Raw genomic sequence first — 16,224 nt, 5'->3', positions numbered from 1 at the left:
GCATGAACAAGCGCCCACGCCTTGAGCGCCCTGCACGGCAGGCCAGCCCCACTATGCGGCCATTGCTGTCACTGCTGGCCGTGTCGGTCCTGAGCAGCCCTGTGCTGGCACAGGCCCAGTCCGGCCTGCCGCAAGCCTCCAGCAACCGCGCCCACAGCCCGGCCCTGAAGTCGAGTACACCGGTGACATTGAACTTCGTCAACGCCGACATCGAGGCCGTGACGCGCGCCATCGGTGTGATGTTGGACCGCCAGTTCATCATCGACCCGCGGGTCAAGGGCCAGATCACGCTCTACAGCGAGCAGCCGCTGACCGTGCGCGAGGCCTATCTGAACTACCTGGCTGCGCTGCGGGGCTTAGGCTTCACCGTGGTGGAGAACACCGGTCTCTACAAGGTGGTGCCCGAAGCCGATGCCAAGCTGCAAGCCGGCGCCGTGGCGGTCGGGCCCAGCAGTACCCGTGGCGACCAGATCATCACGCAGATCTTCCGCCTTAATCACGAGAACGCCAACAATCTGGTGGCGGTGCTGCGGCCCTTGATCAGCCCCAACAACACCATCAATGCCAACCCGGGCAATAACAGCCTGGTGATCACCGACTACGCCGAAAACCTGCAGCGCCTGGGTCGCATCATCGCAACCATGGACACGCCCGGCGCCACCGATATCGAGATCGTGCCGCTCAAGCATGCGGTGGCCTCTGATCTGGCGGCGCTGGTGCAAAAGCTGGCTTCCGGCGGTGCGGCCGCCACGGCCGGCGTGCCCGGTCAAGCCAGCGGCGGTATCTCGGTGCTGGTCGACCCACGCAGCAATGCGCTGATTCTGCGCGCCAGCAATCCGGCCACGCTGGCCGCCACCCGCGCCATGGTTGAGAAACTCGACCAACCGTCGGTCGACGGCTCCAGCAATATCCGCGTCGTTTATCTGAAGAATGCCGACGCGACCAAGCTGGCCACCGTGCTGCGCGCGGCCTTTGCGGCCGGCAACTCGAGCGCCGCCGGTGGCAGCGGTGGCAGCAGCAGTTCGCCGAACAGCAATGCCCTCGGCGGCGCGCAGCTGAGCGGCGCCAACAACGCCAACAATTCCGGCGGCAACACGGCTTCGACCGCCTCGACCAGCCCGGTTTCCGCCTCGCAAGGCCCATCGACCGGCGGCTTTGTGCAGGCCGATCCGGCCACCAACTCCTTGATCATCACCGCGCCCGAACCGCTCTACCGACAGATTCGCACCGTCATTGATCAGTTGGATGCGCGCCGCGCGCAGATCTATGTGGAGACCATGATCGTCAAGGTCGACGCCAGCAAGTCCGGGCAGTTCGGCGTGCAATGGCAGAACCTGTTCGGGGGCAAGGGCGACAGCAATATCCCCGGCCTTGGCACCAATTTCGGCACCGGCCTTGGCAACATCATCAACGGCAGCGCGGCTGCAGCCGGCGGCAAGGCGGGCATCTCCACAGCCCTGGCCAGCGCGGCAGTTCCACAGGGCCTGAACATCGGCTTTTTGAAGAAGGTCGGCGACTTCTACACGCTCGGTGCGATCGCCAACTTCCTTGAAGGCCAGGCCGGCGCCAACATCCTGTCGACGCCCAATCTGGTGGCGCTAGACAACGAAGAAGCCAAGATCGTGATCGGTCAGAACGTGCCCTTCCTGACTGGCTCCTATTCCAACACCGGCGGCTCGGGGGCCATCAACCCCTTCCAGACCATTGACCGCAAGGACGTTGGCCTGACGCTGCGCATTCGCAGCCAGATTGGCGAGAGCGGCAATGTGCGCATGACCGTCTACCAAGAGAATTCCTCGGTGGTGGAAGGCAAGTCCAGCAGCGCCGGTCCGACCACCGACAAGAGTTCGATCGAAACCACCGTCACGGTCGATGACGGCCAGATCATTGTCTTGGGCGGCCTGATGAAGGACGAGTACAGCGACGGCGAGGACAAGGTGCCTGGCTTGGGCAGCATCCCCATCATCGGCAGCCTGTTCAAGAGCGAGAACCGCAAGCGCGTGAAGACCAATCTGATGGTCTTCTTGCGGCCGGTGGTGATGCGCAACCAAGCGTCCGCCGATCAACTGACACTGGACCGCTACGAGGCGATCCGCGCCTTGCAACAAGGTTCGCAGCCGGGCCAAAGCCTGGTGCTGCCCAATACCGGCGCGCCGGTCTTGCCGCCCTCGCCCGCCACGCCGGCGGGTGGTCAGAGCGAAGCGAGCGGCAAGCAAGCGCCCGTCGCCCAGTAAGTCATCTATTCCTGCACCGAGCCCAGCCGAGTCCGCCGCATGGCCGCCATCCGACACCCCCTGCCCTATGCCTTCGCCAAGGCCAACTCCGTGCTGCTGGAAGACGACGGCAGCACGCTGGTGCTGTGGGCGCCGCCCGAGGTCAGCCTGGCCACCTTGTCCGAGGTGCAGCGTCTCTATGCGCTTGATCGCCTGGAGCAGGAAGCCCGCAGCACCTTGAGCGAGCGCATCAACGCGGCCTATGCCGGCAGCGAGTCGAGCGCGGCGGTGGTGATCGGTGAGGTGGAAAGTGCCGTCGACCTGTCGCGCATGATGCAAGACCTGCCGGCAGTCGAAGACCTGCTGGAAGCGGCCAACGATGCGCCCATCATCCGCATGTTGAATGCCTTGTTGACGCAGGCTGCCAAGGACGGCGCCAGCGATATTCACATCGAGCCCTATGAGCGCGCCAGCTCGGTGCGCTTCCGGGTCGACGGCACGTTGCGTGAAGTGGTGCAGCCCAACCGTGGCCTGCATGCCGCGCTGATCTCGCGCCTGAAGATCATGGCCGAGTTGGACATTGCCGAGAAGCGCCTGCCGCAAGACGGCCGCATCTCGCTGCGCATCGGTGGCCGCGCCATCGATGTGCGGGTCTCGACGCTGCCCAGCGCCCATGGCGAGCGCGCCGTGCTGCGTCTGCTCGACAAGAGCGAATCAAAGTTCACGCTCGAAGGTCTGGGCATGAGCGGCGACGTGCTGAGCAGCTTCAAGCGCCTGGTGCAACAGCCGCACGGCATCGTGCTGGTGACGGGCCCGACCGGCTCGGGCAAAACCACCAGCCTCTACGCCTCGCTGCAAACGGTGGACACCGGCACCACCAATGTGCTGACGGTGGAAGACCCGATCGAATACGAGCTCTCCGGCATTGGCCAAACCCAGGTCAACGCCAAGATCGAACTGACCTTCGCCAAGGCCTTGCGCGCCATCCTGCGCCAGGACCCGGACGTCATCATGATCGGTGAAATCCGCGACCATGAGACCGCGCAGATTGCCATCCAGGCCTCGCTGACCGGTCACCTGGTGCTGGCCACTCTGCACACCAATGACGCGCCCAGTGCGGTGACCCGCCTGACCGATATGGGCATCGAGCCCTTCTTGCTCAGCTCCAGCTTGCTGGGCGTGCTCGCGCAACGCTTGGTTCGCAAGTTATGCCCGGTGTGCAAAAAGGTCGACGAACAGGGCAAGTACCACCCGGTGGGCTGCGAGTCCTGCGCCCACACCGGCTACAAGGGCCGCACCGGCGTGTATGAATTGATGGTGGCGAATGATCAGGTGCGCGCACTGATTCACCAGCAGGCGCCGGAAAGCGCGCTGCTGGCGGCGGCGCAAGCGGCCGGCCTGCGCTCGATGCGTGAAGACGGCGCCCGCCTGGTGGCCGCCGGCATCACCTCGGCCGAAGAGGTCTTGCGCGTCACGCGCGAGTAGACCGGAAGTCTGTACGCATGCCCGCTTACAAATACGAAGCCCTGAATGCCGCTGGTCGCGCCAGCAACGGGCTGATCGAGGCCGACACCCCGCGTGCCGCGCGCGCTTTGCTGCGTGCCCAGGGCCTGGTGCCGCTGACACTGCAGACGGTACAGCAGCATGGGCAGCAGGGCGGCAGCCGCTTCACCCGCCGGGTTTTCAGCCCGACCGCCCTGGCGGTCTGGACGCGCCAACTGGCCGGCCTGGTCGGCTCGGGGCTGCCGATCGAACGCTCGCTGACGGCGCTGACCGATGAATGCGAGGACGACCGCCAGCGCGAGTTGCTCTCGCAACTGAAGGCCGAGGTCAACGCCGGCGCCACCTTTGCCCATGCGCTGGCCACCGCCCCGCGCGAATTTGACGAGGTGTTTTGTGGCGTGGTGGCGGCAGGCGAGCAAAGTGGCGCGCTCGGCGCGGTGCTGGAAAAGCTCGCCGACGATCTGGAGGAGCGCCAGGACCTGCGCGGCAAGTTGTTCGGCGCCATGGCCTATCCGGCCATCGTCTCGCTGATCTCGGTGCTGATCGTGATCTTTCTGGTCACCTATGTGGTGCCACAGATCGCCACCGTGTTCACCAATTCCAAACGTTCGCTACCCTTTTTGACGGTAGCCATGCTGGCCATCAGTGCCTTTGTGCGGCAATGGGGGTGGCTGATGTTGTTGGGTCTGATCGGGGGTGGCCTAGCTTTGGGCCAAGCCTTAAAAGGCGAAGCCTTCCGCCAGCGTTTTGATGCCGCCGTGCTGGGCGTGCCGCTGCTCGGCCGACTGGCTCGCGGCTATAACGCAGCCCGTTTTGCCAGCACCCTGGCCATGCTGGCCGGGGCCGGCGTGCCGATTCTGAAGGCCTTGCAAGCAGCCGCAGAAACGCTCTCGAACCGTGCCATGCGCGCCGACGCGCTGGACGCCTTGGTGCAGGTGCGCGAAGGTGCGCCGCTGGGCAATGCGCTGGCCGGCAAGAAACGTTTCCCCGGCATCCTGGCCATGTTTGCGCGCCTGGGTGAGCAGACCGGCCAGTTGCCACAGATGTTGGAGCGCGCCGCCAAGCAACTCAGCGTCGAGGTGCAGCGCCGCTCGATGGCGGCCGCGACCATGCTGGAGCCCATCCTCATCGTGGTGATGGGCGCCATCGTGCTGATGATTGTGCTGGCGGTGTTGATGCCCATCATCCAGTTGAACACCTGGGTCAAATGAGGCCCCCGGCCCATAAGGACCTGGGCCGCACCCCGTGGCGGCCCGATGGCGGTCGGACTTGGCCCGCCCAACATCGCCGAAGTCCTTCTTGGGGCGGCCCGGCGAAGGACTTGAAAACGGAGAACTCGAGACATGCCTGCCAATCTTGACGGACAACTGGTGGTGGCGATCTCGTCCCGAGCGCTGTTTGACTTCGAGGCAGAGAACGAACTGTTTGAAGCCGGCGACGACCGCGCCTATATGGCCCTGCAACAGGCGCGCCTGGACCTGCCGGCCAAGCCCGGCGTGGCGTTTTCGCTGGTCAACAAACTGCTGGCCTTCAACACGCCAGAGCAGGCTCGTGTGGAGATCGTCGTGCTGTCGCGCAATGATCCAGTCTCGGGCATGCGGGTGTTTCGCTCGGCCAAGCATTACGGCCTGGGCATTCAGCGCGGCGTGTTCACGCGCGGCGAGTCCCCTTGGCGTTATCTGCGTCCACTGAACGCACAGTTATTCCTGTCCGCCAATGAGGCCGATGTGCGTTCGGCGCTGGCCGCCGGTGTGGCCGCGGCACGGGTGTTGCCCTTGTCGGCCAAAGCTTCGGCCGAGCATCCGGAAGAGTTGCGCATTGCCTTCGACGGCGACGCCGTGCTGTTCTCCGACGAGGCCGAACAGGTCTTCCAGCGCGACGGCCTGAACGCCTTCCAGTCGCATGAGACTCGCCACGCCAACATCCCCTTGGCCGCCGGCCCCTTCAAGCCGGTGCTGGAGGCCTTGCAAGACCTGCAACGCTCGCCGAGCGGCGGCATGCGGGTGCGCACGGCGCTGGTGACGGCACGCAGCGCGCCGGCCCATGAGCGCGCCATCCGCACGCTGATGGATTGGCAGATTGAGGTCGATGAGGCGATGTTCCTCGGCGGCCTGGCCAAGGGCGAATTCCTGCGCGAGTTCGAACCCGACTTTTTCTTCGACGACCAGGCCGGTCATATCGCCAGCGCAGCTGCCCATGTGCCGGCCGGCCATGTCGCCTCGGGCGTCAGTAACCGCTGAAGCATCAGAGGGCGGGAGAACGGCACAATAGGCCGCGCGCCATGCCGCGCCATAGATCACACGGCGGGCAAACACACCGGCCGCCAAGACAGCCGCATCACAAAAATCCCACAAGGATCAGAGACAAGAACGATGACACGACAGAATTCCGCCCAGCGCTTGGCCATTGCCGCCGCCCTCCTCAGCGCCGTCTGCGCTTCACTCAGCAGCACCGCTCAAGCTGCGGCCGCCACGAACGGCTTTTACCGTCAACCCGCCCTGCATGGCGAACAGCTTTATCTGGTCGCCGAGGGCGACCTCTGGCGCGTTTCCGCCCAAGGTGGCCGCGCCGAAAGGCTGACCACCCACTTGGGCGCGGAGACGCAGCCGGCGGTGTCTCCGGACGGCCAATGGTTGGCCTTTGTCGGCCAGTACGATGGCCCTGCCGACATTTACCTGATGCCGGTACAAGGCGGTGTGCCACGCCGCCTGACCTGGGAGGGCGCAGCTCAAAAGGTTTGGGGTTTCAGCGCCCAGGGCGAGTTGCTCTACACCGGTCCGGCGCAAGATGGCCGCCCGGTCTCGCAGCTGTTCGCGATGAACACCGCAAGCGGCGCGCGGCGTGCGCTGCCGGTCGGCCAGGCCAGCGATGGCGCACTGAGTGCCGACGGCACGCAACTCTATTTCACCCGCAACGGCCTGCGCGGCGACAACGCCAAGCAATACCGCGGCGGCGCCATCGCGCGGCTTTGGACGATGGATCTGAACAGCCAAGCCGAGGCGCGCCCGCTGCTGGCCCAGGGGGCCAATGATTCGCGTCCAATGCCCTACCGCGACGCCAATGGCGGCGAGCGCATCGCCTTTTTGTCCGACCGTGACGGCACCGTCAATCTCTGGTCCGTCAATGCCCAGGGTCAAGACCTGCGTCAGCACAGCCGCTTCAAAGGCTGGGACATCCGGCATGCTTCGATCAGCGGCACGCAGGTCAGCGTAGCCGTCGGCGCCGACATCCATTTGATCGACCTGTACGCCAATGCCTCCGGCGAAGGCAGCAAGCTCGCCATTCAATTGAGCGGCGATTTTGCTCATCAACGCGAGCGCTGGATCAAGAAGCCGCAAGACTTCCTCACCGACACTTCCTTGGCGCCCAATGGAGAACGCGTGCTGCTGGCCAGCCGCGGCCACTTGGCCACCCAAGGCATTGGCGCCTTGCGTCGCGCCGAATTGCCCCAGCCCGCCGAGGGCCGCTGCCTAAAGGGCGAGTTCAGCGCCGACAGCCAGCAGGTCTTTGCCCTTTGCGATTTCAGCGGCGAACGTGAGATCTGGCGCTTTGCCGCCAACGGCTTGAGCCCAGCACAACAAATCACCCGCGGCGCCACGGCGATGCGCACCCAGTTGCTGCCCTCGCCCGATGGCCACTACCTGGCCCATGCCGACAAAGAAGGTCATCTTTTCCTGACCGAACTGAAGGCGGGCACGACACAGCAGATCGGCCGTGACGCAATGGCGGCCGGCATCGGAAATCTGCGCTGGTCGCCGGACAGCCAGGCACTGGCTTTCACGCAACCGCTGCGCAACGCCAATCGCGAGCAGGTACGGCTCTACAGCCTGAAGGATGGCCAGACGCACACCGTCAGCAGTGCCCGTTATGACAGCGAGTCTCCGGCCTTCAGCCCGGATGGGCGCTGGCTCTATTTCATCTCCAAGCGCAACTTCGAGACGACCGGCAGCTCCGGCCCCTGGGGTGACCGCAATATGGGCCCCTACTTCGACCGCCGCGCCAAGGTCTATGCCTTGGCACTGCAAGCGGGCCTGCGTTTCCCCTTCGCTGCCAAGGACGAGTTGACGCCGGCCGAGAGCAACGGCGACGGCAAAGCCGAAGCCAAGCCCGAGGACAAGGTCGCCGGCAAGCCAGACGCCAAGCCCGGCAACAAAACGGACAGCAAGGCCGAGGCCAAGCCCGCCATCGTCTGGGCCGGCCTGAAAGAACGCTTGTACGAAGTGCCGCTGCCGGCTAGCAACTACAGTGCCTTGCAGGTGGACGCCAAGCGTCTGTGGGTGTTGGACGGCGAGGCCGGCGGCGAGCAAAAGCGCAGCCTGAAGTCCCTCAGCATCGACCGCCTGGGCGGCAAACCCGAGACGCTGGCCGAGGATGTGAAGAGCTTTGAGCTCAGCGCCGACGGCAAGAAGTTGATGCTGGTGAAAAATGCCTCGGCAGCGGGCGCGGCGCAAGAGGTATTGCTGATCGAAGCAGCGCCCAAGTTGCCGGCCGAACCGGCCAAGTTCCAGGTCAAGTGGAGCGACTGGCAGATCGCCACCGACCCGCGGATGGAGTGGCGCCAAATGTTTGCCGACGGTTGGCGCATGCATCGCGACTACTTCTATGACAAGGGCATGCACGGCATCGACTGGGCTGCCATGCGGGCCAAATACGCGCCGTTGGTAGAACGGGTTACCGATCGCGCCGAGTTGGCCGAGTTGATGGCTCAGATGGTCGGGGAGCTGAGTGCCTTGCACAGCCAGGTGGCCGCCGGGGATGTGCGCGCAGCGGCCGAGGAGCCCGGCCTGGCGGGCCTGGGCGCGCGCGTATCTCGCCAGGCCAAGGGCTGGCGCATCGACCACATCTACCGCAGCGATCCGGAGTTGCCCAATGACCTTGCACCGCTGGCGGCGCCGGGCTTGACGGTGCGGGTGGGCGATTTGATCACCGCCATCAATGGCCGCCCGGCCTTGCAAGCGGCGGACTTGTCCGACCTGCTGCGCGGCCAAGCCGGCAAGCAGGTGCTGCTGCAATTGCTCAACGCGGAAGGCCGTGAGTTCCAACAGGTCGTCACACCGGTCGCGCAGCGCCGCGAACAGCAGTTGCGCTTCGGTGACTGGCGCTATTCGCGCGCACTGGCGGTAGAGCGCGCCTCAGAAGGCCGCATCGGCTACCTGCATCTGCGTGCCATGGTCAAGGATGACATCGCCGATTTCGCCCGCGAGTTCTACGCCCAGTCCGACCGCGAAGGCCTGATCATCGATGTGCGATTCAATGGCGGCGGCAATATCGACAGCTGGATTTTGGAAAAACTGATGCGCCGCGCCTGGGCCTTCTGGCAGCGCCGCTCTCCCGATGGTGGCCCGACCTATTCCAATATGCAGGAAGCCTTCCGCGGCCATCTGGTGGTGCTGGCGAACGAAGAGACCTACTCGGACGGAGAAACTTTTGCCGAAGGCATCAAGCGCTTGGGGCTGGGCCCCTTGATCGGCAAGACCACCTCGGGCGCGGGCGTCTGGCTGTCGGATCAAAACCGATTGGTGGACAACGGCATCATGCGAGCCGCCGAGACTGGGCAAATTTCGGCCGACGGCCGTTTTCTGGTGGAAGGCATCGGCGTGACGCCGGATATCGAGGTCGACAACCCACCACGCGCCAGCTTCCTGGGCGGCGACGCCCAACTGGACGCAGCCATCGCCGTGCTGAAGAAAACGATGGCTGAAAAGCCACTTCAGCCGGTCAAGCCGGGCCCCTACCCGAGGCCGGTGAAGCTCTGACAGCAGCAAAAAGGGAGGCCAACGGCCTCCCTTTTTTTATCCAACCGGACGGCCGAACGTCAACTCAGCGTCACGCGAGCAAACTTGCGCTTGCCCACCTGCAGCACCAGGGTGCCGGCCTCGACCTTGAGGCCCTTGTCGCTGATGACCGTGCCATCGATGCGCACACCGCCCTGCTCAATCATGCGGGTACCTTCGCCATTTGAGGCGACCAGACCGGCAGATTTCAATAAGGCGGCCAAGCCCATTGGTGCGCCGCCGAGCGTGACTTCGGGGATCTCATCCGGAATACCGCCCTTGGCGCGGTTGTTGAAATCGGCCTCGGCCTCTTCCGCCGCTTGGGCACTGTGGAAGCGGGCGGTGATCTCCTTTGCCAACAAGACCTTGGCATCCTTCGGGTTGCGGCCCGCCTCGATTTCGCGCTTGAGCGCGGCAATCTCTTCAATGCGCTTGAAGCTGAGCAGGTTGAACCACTTCCACATCAACTCATCGCTGATCGACAAGACCTTGGCAAACATGGTGTTGGCCGGCTCGCTGATGCCGATGTAGTTGTTTCTAGACTTGGACATCTTCTCCACACCGTCCAAGCCTTCGAGCAGAGGCATGGTCAAAATGCACTGCGGCGATTGCCCGTACTCCTGCTGCAGATGGCGCCCCATCAAGAGATTGAACTTTTGATCGGTACCACCCAGCTCCAGGTCGCTTTTCAGCGCCACCGAGTCATAGCCCTGCATCAAGGGGTAGAGGAACTCATGCACCGAGATCGGGGTTTGTGCCGCATAGCGCTTGGTGAAGTCATCGCGCTCCATCATGCGGGCGACCGTGTACTTGGCGGCCAACTGAATCATGCCGCGCGCGCCCAGCGGGTCGCTCCACTCGGAGTTGTAGCGGATCTCGGTGCGCGCCGGGTCCAGCACCAGCTTGGCCTGGGCGTAATAGGTTTCGGCATTGGCCTTGATCTGCTCGGCGGTCAGAGGCGGGCGAGTCGCATTGCGGCCCGACGGGTCTCCGATCATCGAAGTGAAGTCGCCGATCAAAAAGATCACCTGATGGCCTAGGTCTTGCAACTGGCGCATCTTGTTCAGCACCACCGTGTGGCCGATATGGATGTCGGGCGCCGTGGGGTCGAGGCCCAGCTTGATGCGCAGCGGCACGCCGGTGGCCTCGGACTTGGCCAGCTTCTGCAGCCAGTCCGCCTCGGGCAGCAGCTCATCGCAGGCCCGCAGCGAAATCGCCAGCGCCTCGCGCACACTGTCGGTGATCGGATAGTTCGGCTTGGCCGAGCTTGGGGGATTGACAGGCGCGGGAGTTCTGATTTCGGTCATAACAACGGTCTGGCCTCGGGTAAAGCCTTGATTTATCGGGTTTTCTAGACGTTGACGCGGCGATCGACTCTGTATACTCGCGCCTAGTTTTCGACGACACCCCCCAAAAGTTGGTGAGATGTCGCCAAAAGATCAATTCTAGTGGACGCGATTCATGGCATTCGCGACACCTTTGTCAGACGCTCCCCTACCGGAAGGCGTCAAAACAAGAAGAACTTGGGATTTGATGAGCGTGACTGACCGGATGATCGATGTGAAACAGGCTCTGGCGCGAGCCGAAGCCTTTGCCGCCCGCCATCCCCGTGCCTTGACCGGCAGCGTGGTCGGCCTACTCAGCGGCTTTGCCGTGACTGCCTTTGGTATTGCGCCGCTGGCGCCCGATGCCCGCGACCTGCCCCAGCGCACCGTCGCCGAGGCCGTACAAACGCATGATCTGGAAGACCAACTCGCGGCGCTGGCCGAGCACAAGATTGGCCTGAGCCGCAGCGAACTGACCCGCAGCAGCGACACGGTGGAAAGCCTGTTCAAGCGCTTGGGCGCCTTTGACCCGGCTGCCGCACAGTTTTTGCGCAACGACCCCTTGGCTCGCCGCATCCTGCAAGGCCGTGCCGGCAAGTCCGTTCATTTGACGGCCGACGCCTCGGGCGCCGTGCAATCAATGGTGGTGCGCTTTCCAGCCGACAAGGCTGAGCAGCAATCAACGCATTTCAATCGCCTCAGCGTCACTCGTGACGGCAAAGCCTTCCACGCCAAGTTGGAGACGGCCGAGTTGCAGGCGCAGATTCGCCTCGGCAGCGGCAGCATCCAAACCTCGCTGTTCGCCGCCACCGATGAGGCCCGCATCCCCGATGCCATCGCATCGCAGATGGCCGATATGTTCTCCGGCGAAATCGACTTTCACCGCGAACTGCGCAAGGGCGACCGCTTTTCGGTTGTCTACGAAAGCCTGACCGCCGATGGCGAGGCCGTCACCTGGGACAACGGCGCCAGCGGCCGCGTCATTGCCGGCGAGTTCGTCAACAACGGCCGCAGCCATTCGGCTGTCTGGTTCAAGGACAGCGCCACCGGCAAGGGCAACTTCTACGGCTTTGATGGACAGAGCAAGCGCCGCGCCTTCCTGGCCAGCCCGATGGAGTTCTCGCGCATCACCTCTGGCTTTGCGATGCGCTTCCACCCAATCCACCAGACCTGGCGCGCCCACCTGGGCGTCGACTACGGAGCCCCCACCGGCACCTCAGTGCGCACCGTCGGCGATGGCTTGGTCGAGTTTGCCGGCTGGCAGAACGGCTTCGGCAATGTTGTTCACGTACGCCACAACGGCGATCGGACCACCGTCTACGCCCACCTGAGCCGCATCGATGTGAAAAAAGGCCAACGCATCGAGCAGGGCCAAAGAGTCGGCGCCGTAGGCTCAACAGGCTGGGCCACCGGCCCGCACCTGCACTTTGAGTTCCGCGTCAAAGGCGCCCACCAGGATCCACGCGTGATTGCACGCGCCTCCGAGGCCGTCACCCTGCCCAACTACGCGCGCGCGCAGTTCAAGCAAACCGTGGCCAGCGTGACGTCACAGCTGAATGTGGCGCAGTCAATGAGCGGCGGCGTCAGCGGCGCCGATTGAAGCTCGGACGCAGCAGCACCCCAAGGCATGCGCGGGCCGCGTGAGCTATTCATCGGCCTGATGTCCGGCACCTCGCTGGACGGGGTCGACGCCGTGCTGGCGCGCTTTCCTGAGGTGGAGCACGCCCCGATGCAGGTGCTGGGGCACTTGCATCAGCCCTTTCCCGCCGCATTGCGCGACGAGTTGCTGGCACTGAACAGCCCAGGCGACAACGAATTGCACCGCGCTGCACTGGCCGCAACGGCGGTGGCTCGAAGTTATGCCGATCTGGTAGCGCAGCTACTGGAGGCCTGCGCACTGAGCCACAACCACATCTGCGCCATTGGCGCCCACGGACAAACGGTCCGACACCGCCCAGGTGAATTCGATGGTTGCGGCTACACCGTGCAATTGCTGAATGGCGCGCTGCTGGCCGAACAAAGCAGCATCGCCGTGGTGAGCGACCTGCGCAGTCGTGATGTTGCAGCAGGAGGGCAAGGCGCCCCCTTGGTGCCCGCCTTTCACCGCGCCCAGTTTTCACAGCCCGACAGCGATGTGGCTGTGTTGAATATTGGCGGCATCAGCAATATCAGCCTGCTGAGCCACGCAGGCCCGACCCTCGGCTTTGACTGCGGCCCCGGCAATTGCCTGATGGACATGTGGGTGAGTGATCACCTGGGGCTGCCGTATGACGCGGCAGGCGCCTGGGCGGCCGGAGGCAAGGTCCTTCCCGATTTGCTAAGCCAGATGTTGGCCGAACCGTTTTTCGCGCTCGCGCCACCACGCAGCACCGGCCGCGATCTATTCAACCGTGCCTGGTTACAGCGCTTGCTACCCACTTCGGCAGCGCCGCAGGATATCCAGGCCACACTGCTGGAACTCAGCGCGCAGAGCGCTGTGGACAGCCTCAGACAGTACGCCCCATCCACCAGAGAACTACTGGTCTGCGGCGGCGGGGCACTGAACACGCAGTTGATGCAGCGACTGCAAACGCTACTGCCCGGCATCAAGGTCATGGCCACAGATGCCCGCGGCTTGCCCGCCATGCAGGTCGAGGCCGCAGCCTTTGCCTGGCTGGCCATGCGCCACGTACGCGGTTTTGCCGGAAATCTGCCGACAGCCACCGGCGCCACGGGACCGCGCATCCTCGGCGCGCTTTATCCCGCCTGAAAGCGCCGCCCCATGAAAAAAGCCGCCAAAACCTGGCGGCTTTCTACGGCAAATTCGAACTCAAACAGAAAAGCTGGAGCCACAACCACAGGTCGTGGTGGCATTTGGATTTTTAATCACGAATTGAGCGCCTTGCAGGTCTTCCTTGTAGTCGATCTCGGCGCCGACCAAGTATTGCAGACTCATAGCGTCAATCAACAAGGTGACGCCGTTCTTGTTCATCTGCGTATCGTCTTCATTGACGGCCTCGTCAAAGGTGAAGCCATATTGGAAGCCCGAGCAGCCGCCACCTTGCACGAACACGCGCAGCTTCAATTCTGGATTGCCTTCCTCAGCAACCAAATCACGCACCTTTTCGGCCGCGCTATCGGTGAAGACCAAGGGCACCGGCATCTCATCCATGGACGACGATGGGGACTCAAGAACTGCGCTCATATTTATTCCTGATGGTTAGGCTCAATGCCCGTATTGTCCACATAAAACCCGAGTAATGCAGTCGGATGATGACAAGACCACAAGCATCCGCAGGCAATAGCCCTGCAAGCTGGGACTTGTGAAGCGGAAAAAGAAAAAGGCCGCTCGAAAGCGGCCTTCCAGCGCAGCTTTGCCCACCCAAAGGGGACAAAGCCTGACGCCAAGTTCGATCAGCGCTTGCTGAACTGCTTCCGACGACGAGCGCCGTGCAGACCGACCTTCTTACGCTCGACTTCACGCGCATCACGCGTCACGAAGCCAGCGCGGCTCAGTTCGGACTTCAACGTTGCGTCGTAGTCGATCAGAGCACGGGTGATGCCGTGACGCAGGGCGCCGGCTTGACCCGACTCACCACCGCCATGCACATTCACCTTGATGTCAAAGGTTTCGCCATGATTCGTCAACAGCAAAGGCTGACGAGCGATCATGATCGAGGTCTGACGACCGAAATAATCACCAATGGCCTTGCCATTGACGACGATTTGGCCGGTGCCCTTCTTGATGAAGACACGAGCGACCGACGACTTGCGGCGGCCTGTACCGTAGTTCCAGTTTCCGATCATCATCGTTCCTTAGATTTCCAGAGCCTTGGGCTGCTGAGCGGCGTGCGGGTGGGTGTCACCAGCGTAGACCTTCAGCTTCTTCACCATGGCGTAGCCCAACGGACCCTTGGGCAGCATGCCCTTGACAGCCTTTTCCAGGGCGCGGCCCGGGTGCTTGGCTTGCATGTCCTTGAACTTGGTGGCGTAGATGCCGCCCGGGAAACCCGAGTGACGGTAGTACACCTTGTCAGTGGCCTTGTTGCCAGTGACGCGCAGCTTTTCTGCGTTGATGATGACGATGAAATCGCCGGTATCCACGTGAGGCGTATAAATGGCCTTGTGCTTGCCGCGCAAACGGAGTGCCACTTCGCTGGCAACACGTCCGAGCACCTTGTCGGTGGCGTCAATCACAAACCACTCGTGCGTCACTTCTGCCGGCTTGGCGCTGAAGGTCTTCATGAGTTACTTTCGAATGCTGGCTCCAAAACGGAGACAGCGGTCGGATGGCTGATTCAGATCTTTGCACCCATCTTGTTCAGATGTTGTGTTCGCTCGGTTCCGCTTATTGAAAGCAGCTTGAGTCGACTCGCGCCGACATTCACCACTTTCGCGGCCTCTCACGTCAGGCACAAAGACTTCTTCCCCGCAGCCAAATACGGGAAAGCCGATCATTCTAGCAGCAAGTCACGAAATCAAGAAAGCCTTATCGACTTTCAAGCCTAGGTAGAACATGGTCACCCAGGCTAAAATGAGGGTAATTACTTACAAACACCAACCCAAGCCCGATGAAATCGACCTCCGACCCACTCAGCGCGCAGCCCGCTGCCGACCCCGCCAAAGCTGCCAGCAGCAGCGTTTGGGGCCCGGTTGCCGCTTTGGGCCGACTGTCGTCGTGGATTCCGATCCGCTCGCTGGGTCGTCGGCACCGTCGCCGCATCGCTCAGCATTTGTTGGCGCTGAACGAGCGTGATCGCTATTTGCGCTTTGGCTACCCCGCCACCGATGAGCAAATCAGTCGCTACGCCATGTCCATCGACTTTGAGCGCGATGAGGTGCTGGGCGTGTTCAACCGAAAGCTGGAATTGGTGGTGATGGCCCATCTGGCCTATGCCCCCAAGCCCCAACGTGCTGGGCAGCCTGCGATGGCTGAGTTCGGCGTGTCAGTCTTGCCGCAAGTGCGCAGCCGCGGACTGGGCGCACGCTTGTTTGAGCGCGCCGCCTTGCATGGGCGCAACCGCGGCATCGACACCCTGTTTATCCATGCACTGAGCGAAAACGGCGCCATGCTGAAAATCGCCCGCAATGCAGGCGCCACCGTGGAGCGCGATGGTTCGGAGTCCGAAGCCTGGCTGCGCCTGCCGCCCGACACGGTGTCTTCCCATGTCGGTGAGGCGATCGAACGCCATATGGCCGAGTTGGACTTTCAGTTCAAGCGTCACATTCACGTCATCGGCGAGATCATGGACGGGGTGGCCGAAGTCAAAGCCAAGTTTGAAGCCTCCGGCCAGGCCGCAAAACAGTAAGCGCCGAGGCAAAAAGAATCCGCCCGACCCCACTCAGACCGGGGGTAGCTACCGAGTTTGCTGTCACCGAACTGCGCTACATTGAGTCCATAAGCGCTGCAATACAAGCGCAAATCAAACT

Annotated in this window: 12 protein-coding genes; 8 read left to right on the top strand and 4 right to left on the bottom strand. The window is 63.1% G+C overall.

What is annotated here, in order from left to right; all coding sequences use genetic code 11:
- Positions 1-2: 2 nt before the first annotated feature.
- The 5 genes from gspD (at position 3) to WG899_RS12425 (ending at position 9,472) form a co-directional block, all read left to right on the top strand.
- Entirely contained in the window at positions 3-2,234 is a 2,232-nt protein-coding gene (gene gspD, locus WG899_RS12445; protein ID WP_339595975.1) for a type II secretion system secretin GspD, read from the top strand.
- Between the two features lie 48 nt (positions 2,235-2,282).
- Complete coding sequence (gspE, locus tag WG899_RS12440; protein WP_339596079.1) at positions 2,283-3,698, top strand: type II secretion system ATPase GspE; 1,416 nt, start codon at positions 2,283-2,285, stop codon at positions 3,696-3,698.
- Between the two features lie 17 nt (positions 3,699-3,715).
- Entirely contained in the window at positions 3,716-4,927 is a 1,212-nt protein-coding gene (gene gspF / locus WG899_RS12435) for a type II secretion system inner membrane protein GspF (protein WP_339595974.1), read from the top strand.
- A 132-nt stretch (positions 4,928-5,059) separates the two neighbouring features.
- The gene (locus tag WG899_RS12430; RefSeq protein ID WP_339595973.1) at positions 5,060-5,956 is read left to right on the top strand and encodes a 5'-nucleotidase; all 897 of its coding nucleotides are present in this window, start codon (positions 5,060-5,062) and stop codon (positions 5,954-5,956) included.
- A gap of 132 nt (positions 5,957-6,088) precedes the next feature.
- Complete coding sequence (locus WG899_RS12425) at positions 6,089-9,472, top strand: S41 family peptidase (RefSeq protein WP_339595972.1); 3,384 nt, start codon at positions 6,089-6,091, stop codon at positions 9,470-9,472.
- A 59-nt stretch (positions 9,473-9,531) separates the two neighbouring features.
- Here WG899_RS12425 and tyrS read toward each other — a convergent pair whose 3' ends face one another.
- Positions 9,532-10,797: a tyrosine--tRNA ligase gene (gene tyrS, locus WG899_RS12420; RefSeq protein ID WP_339595971.1), complete on the bottom strand. Its 1,266-nt coding sequence runs from the start codon at positions 10,795-10,797 to the stop codon at positions 9,532-9,534.
- A gap of 226 nt (positions 10,798-11,023) precedes the next feature.
- On the opposite strand from tyrS, the gene WG899_RS12415 reads away from it, so the two are divergent.
- Both WG899_RS12415 and WG899_RS12410 read left to right on the top strand, forming a co-directional pair.
- Positions 11,024-12,415, top strand: coding sequence for a M23 family metallopeptidase (locus WG899_RS12415; protein WP_339595970.1), 1,392 nt, complete (start codon positions 11,024-11,026; stop codon positions 12,413-12,415).
- A 27-nt stretch (positions 12,416-12,442) separates the two neighbouring features.
- Positions 12,443-13,564 carry an anhydro-N-acetylmuramic acid kinase gene (locus WG899_RS12410; protein WP_339595969.1) on the top strand — a complete coding sequence of 374 codons (1,122 nt, stop codon included), beginning with the start codon at positions 12,443-12,445 and terminating at the stop codon, positions 13,562-13,564.
- Between the two features lie 60 nt (positions 13,565-13,624).
- Here WG899_RS12410 and erpA read toward each other — a convergent pair whose 3' ends face one another.
- The 3 genes from erpA to rplM all read right to left on the bottom strand — a co-directional run bounded on the left by erpA (position 13,625) and on the right by rplM (position 15,039).
- Complete coding sequence (gene erpA, locus WG899_RS12405) at positions 13,625-13,999, bottom strand: iron-sulfur cluster insertion protein ErpA (RefSeq protein ID WP_339595968.1); 375 nt, start codon at positions 13,997-13,999, stop codon at positions 13,625-13,627.
- A 209-nt stretch (positions 14,000-14,208) separates the two neighbouring features.
- Complete coding sequence (gene rpsI, locus WG899_RS12400; RefSeq protein WP_339596078.1) at positions 14,209-14,601, bottom strand: 30S ribosomal protein S9; 393 nt, start codon at positions 14,599-14,601, stop codon at positions 14,209-14,211.
- A 9-nt stretch (positions 14,602-14,610) separates the two neighbouring features.
- A complete protein-coding gene (rplM, locus tag WG899_RS12395) occupies positions 14,611-15,039 on the bottom strand; it encodes a 50S ribosomal protein L13 (protein WP_339595967.1) in 429 nt (142 codons plus the stop codon).
- Between the two features lie 326 nt (positions 15,040-15,365).
- On the opposite strand from rplM, the gene WG899_RS12390 reads away from it, so the two are divergent.
- Complete coding sequence (locus WG899_RS12390; protein WP_339595966.1) at positions 15,366-16,103, top strand: GNAT family N-acetyltransferase; 738 nt, start codon at positions 15,366-15,368, stop codon at positions 16,101-16,103.
- The last annotated feature ends 121 nt before the right edge of the window (positions 16,104-16,224 follow it).

Origin of the sequence: Paucibacter hankyongi (assembly GCF_037482915.1) — a bacterium.
GTDB lineage: Bacteria > Pseudomonadota > Gammaproteobacteria > Burkholderiales > Burkholderiaceae_C > Paucibacter_A > Paucibacter_A hankyongi.
This window is presented reverse-complemented; position numbering and strand designations above follow the sequence as displayed.

What these genes read in the sequence shown, in the direction of transcription:
- WG899_RS12425 (WP_339595972.1), top strand. Translation starts at nt 6,089, where the DNA reads ATGACACGACAGAATTCCGCCCAGCGCTTGGCCATTGCCGCCGCCCTC.
- erpA (WP_339595968.1), bottom strand. Translation starts at nt 13,999, where the DNA reads ATGAGCGCAGTTCTTGAGTCCCCATCGTCGTCCATGGATGAGATGCCG.
- gspD (WP_339595975.1), top strand. Translation starts at nt 3, where the DNA reads ATGAACAAGCGCCCACGCCTTGAGCGCCCTGCACGGCAGGCCAGCCCC.
- WG899_RS12410 (WP_339595969.1), top strand. Translation starts at nt 12,443, where the DNA reads ATGCGCGGGCCGCGTGAGCTATTCATCGGCCTGATGTCCGGCACCTCG.
- WG899_RS12430 (WP_339595973.1), top strand. Translation starts at nt 5,060, where the DNA reads ATGCCTGCCAATCTTGACGGACAACTGGTGGTGGCGATCTCGTCCCGA.
- WG899_RS12415 (WP_339595970.1), top strand. Translation starts at nt 11,024, where the DNA reads ATGAGCGTGACTGACCGGATGATCGATGTGAAACAGGCTCTGGCGCGA.
- gspF (WP_339595974.1), top strand. Translation starts at nt 3,716, where the DNA reads ATGCCCGCTTACAAATACGAAGCCCTGAATGCCGCTGGTCGCGCCAGC.
- rpsI (WP_339596078.1), bottom strand. Translation starts at nt 14,601, where the DNA reads ATGATCGGAAACTGGAACTACGGTACAGGCCGCCGCAAGTCGTCGGTC.
- tyrS (WP_339595971.1), bottom strand. Translation starts at nt 10,797, where the DNA reads ATGACCGAAATCAGAACTCCCGCGCCTGTCAATCCCCCAAGCTCGGCC.
- WG899_RS12390 (WP_339595966.1), top strand. Translation starts at nt 15,366, where the DNA reads ATGAAATCGACCTCCGACCCACTCAGCGCGCAGCCCGCTGCCGACCCC.
- rplM (WP_339595967.1), bottom strand. Translation starts at nt 15,039, where the DNA reads ATGAAGACCTTCAGCGCCAAGCCGGCAGAAGTGACGCACGAGTGGTTT.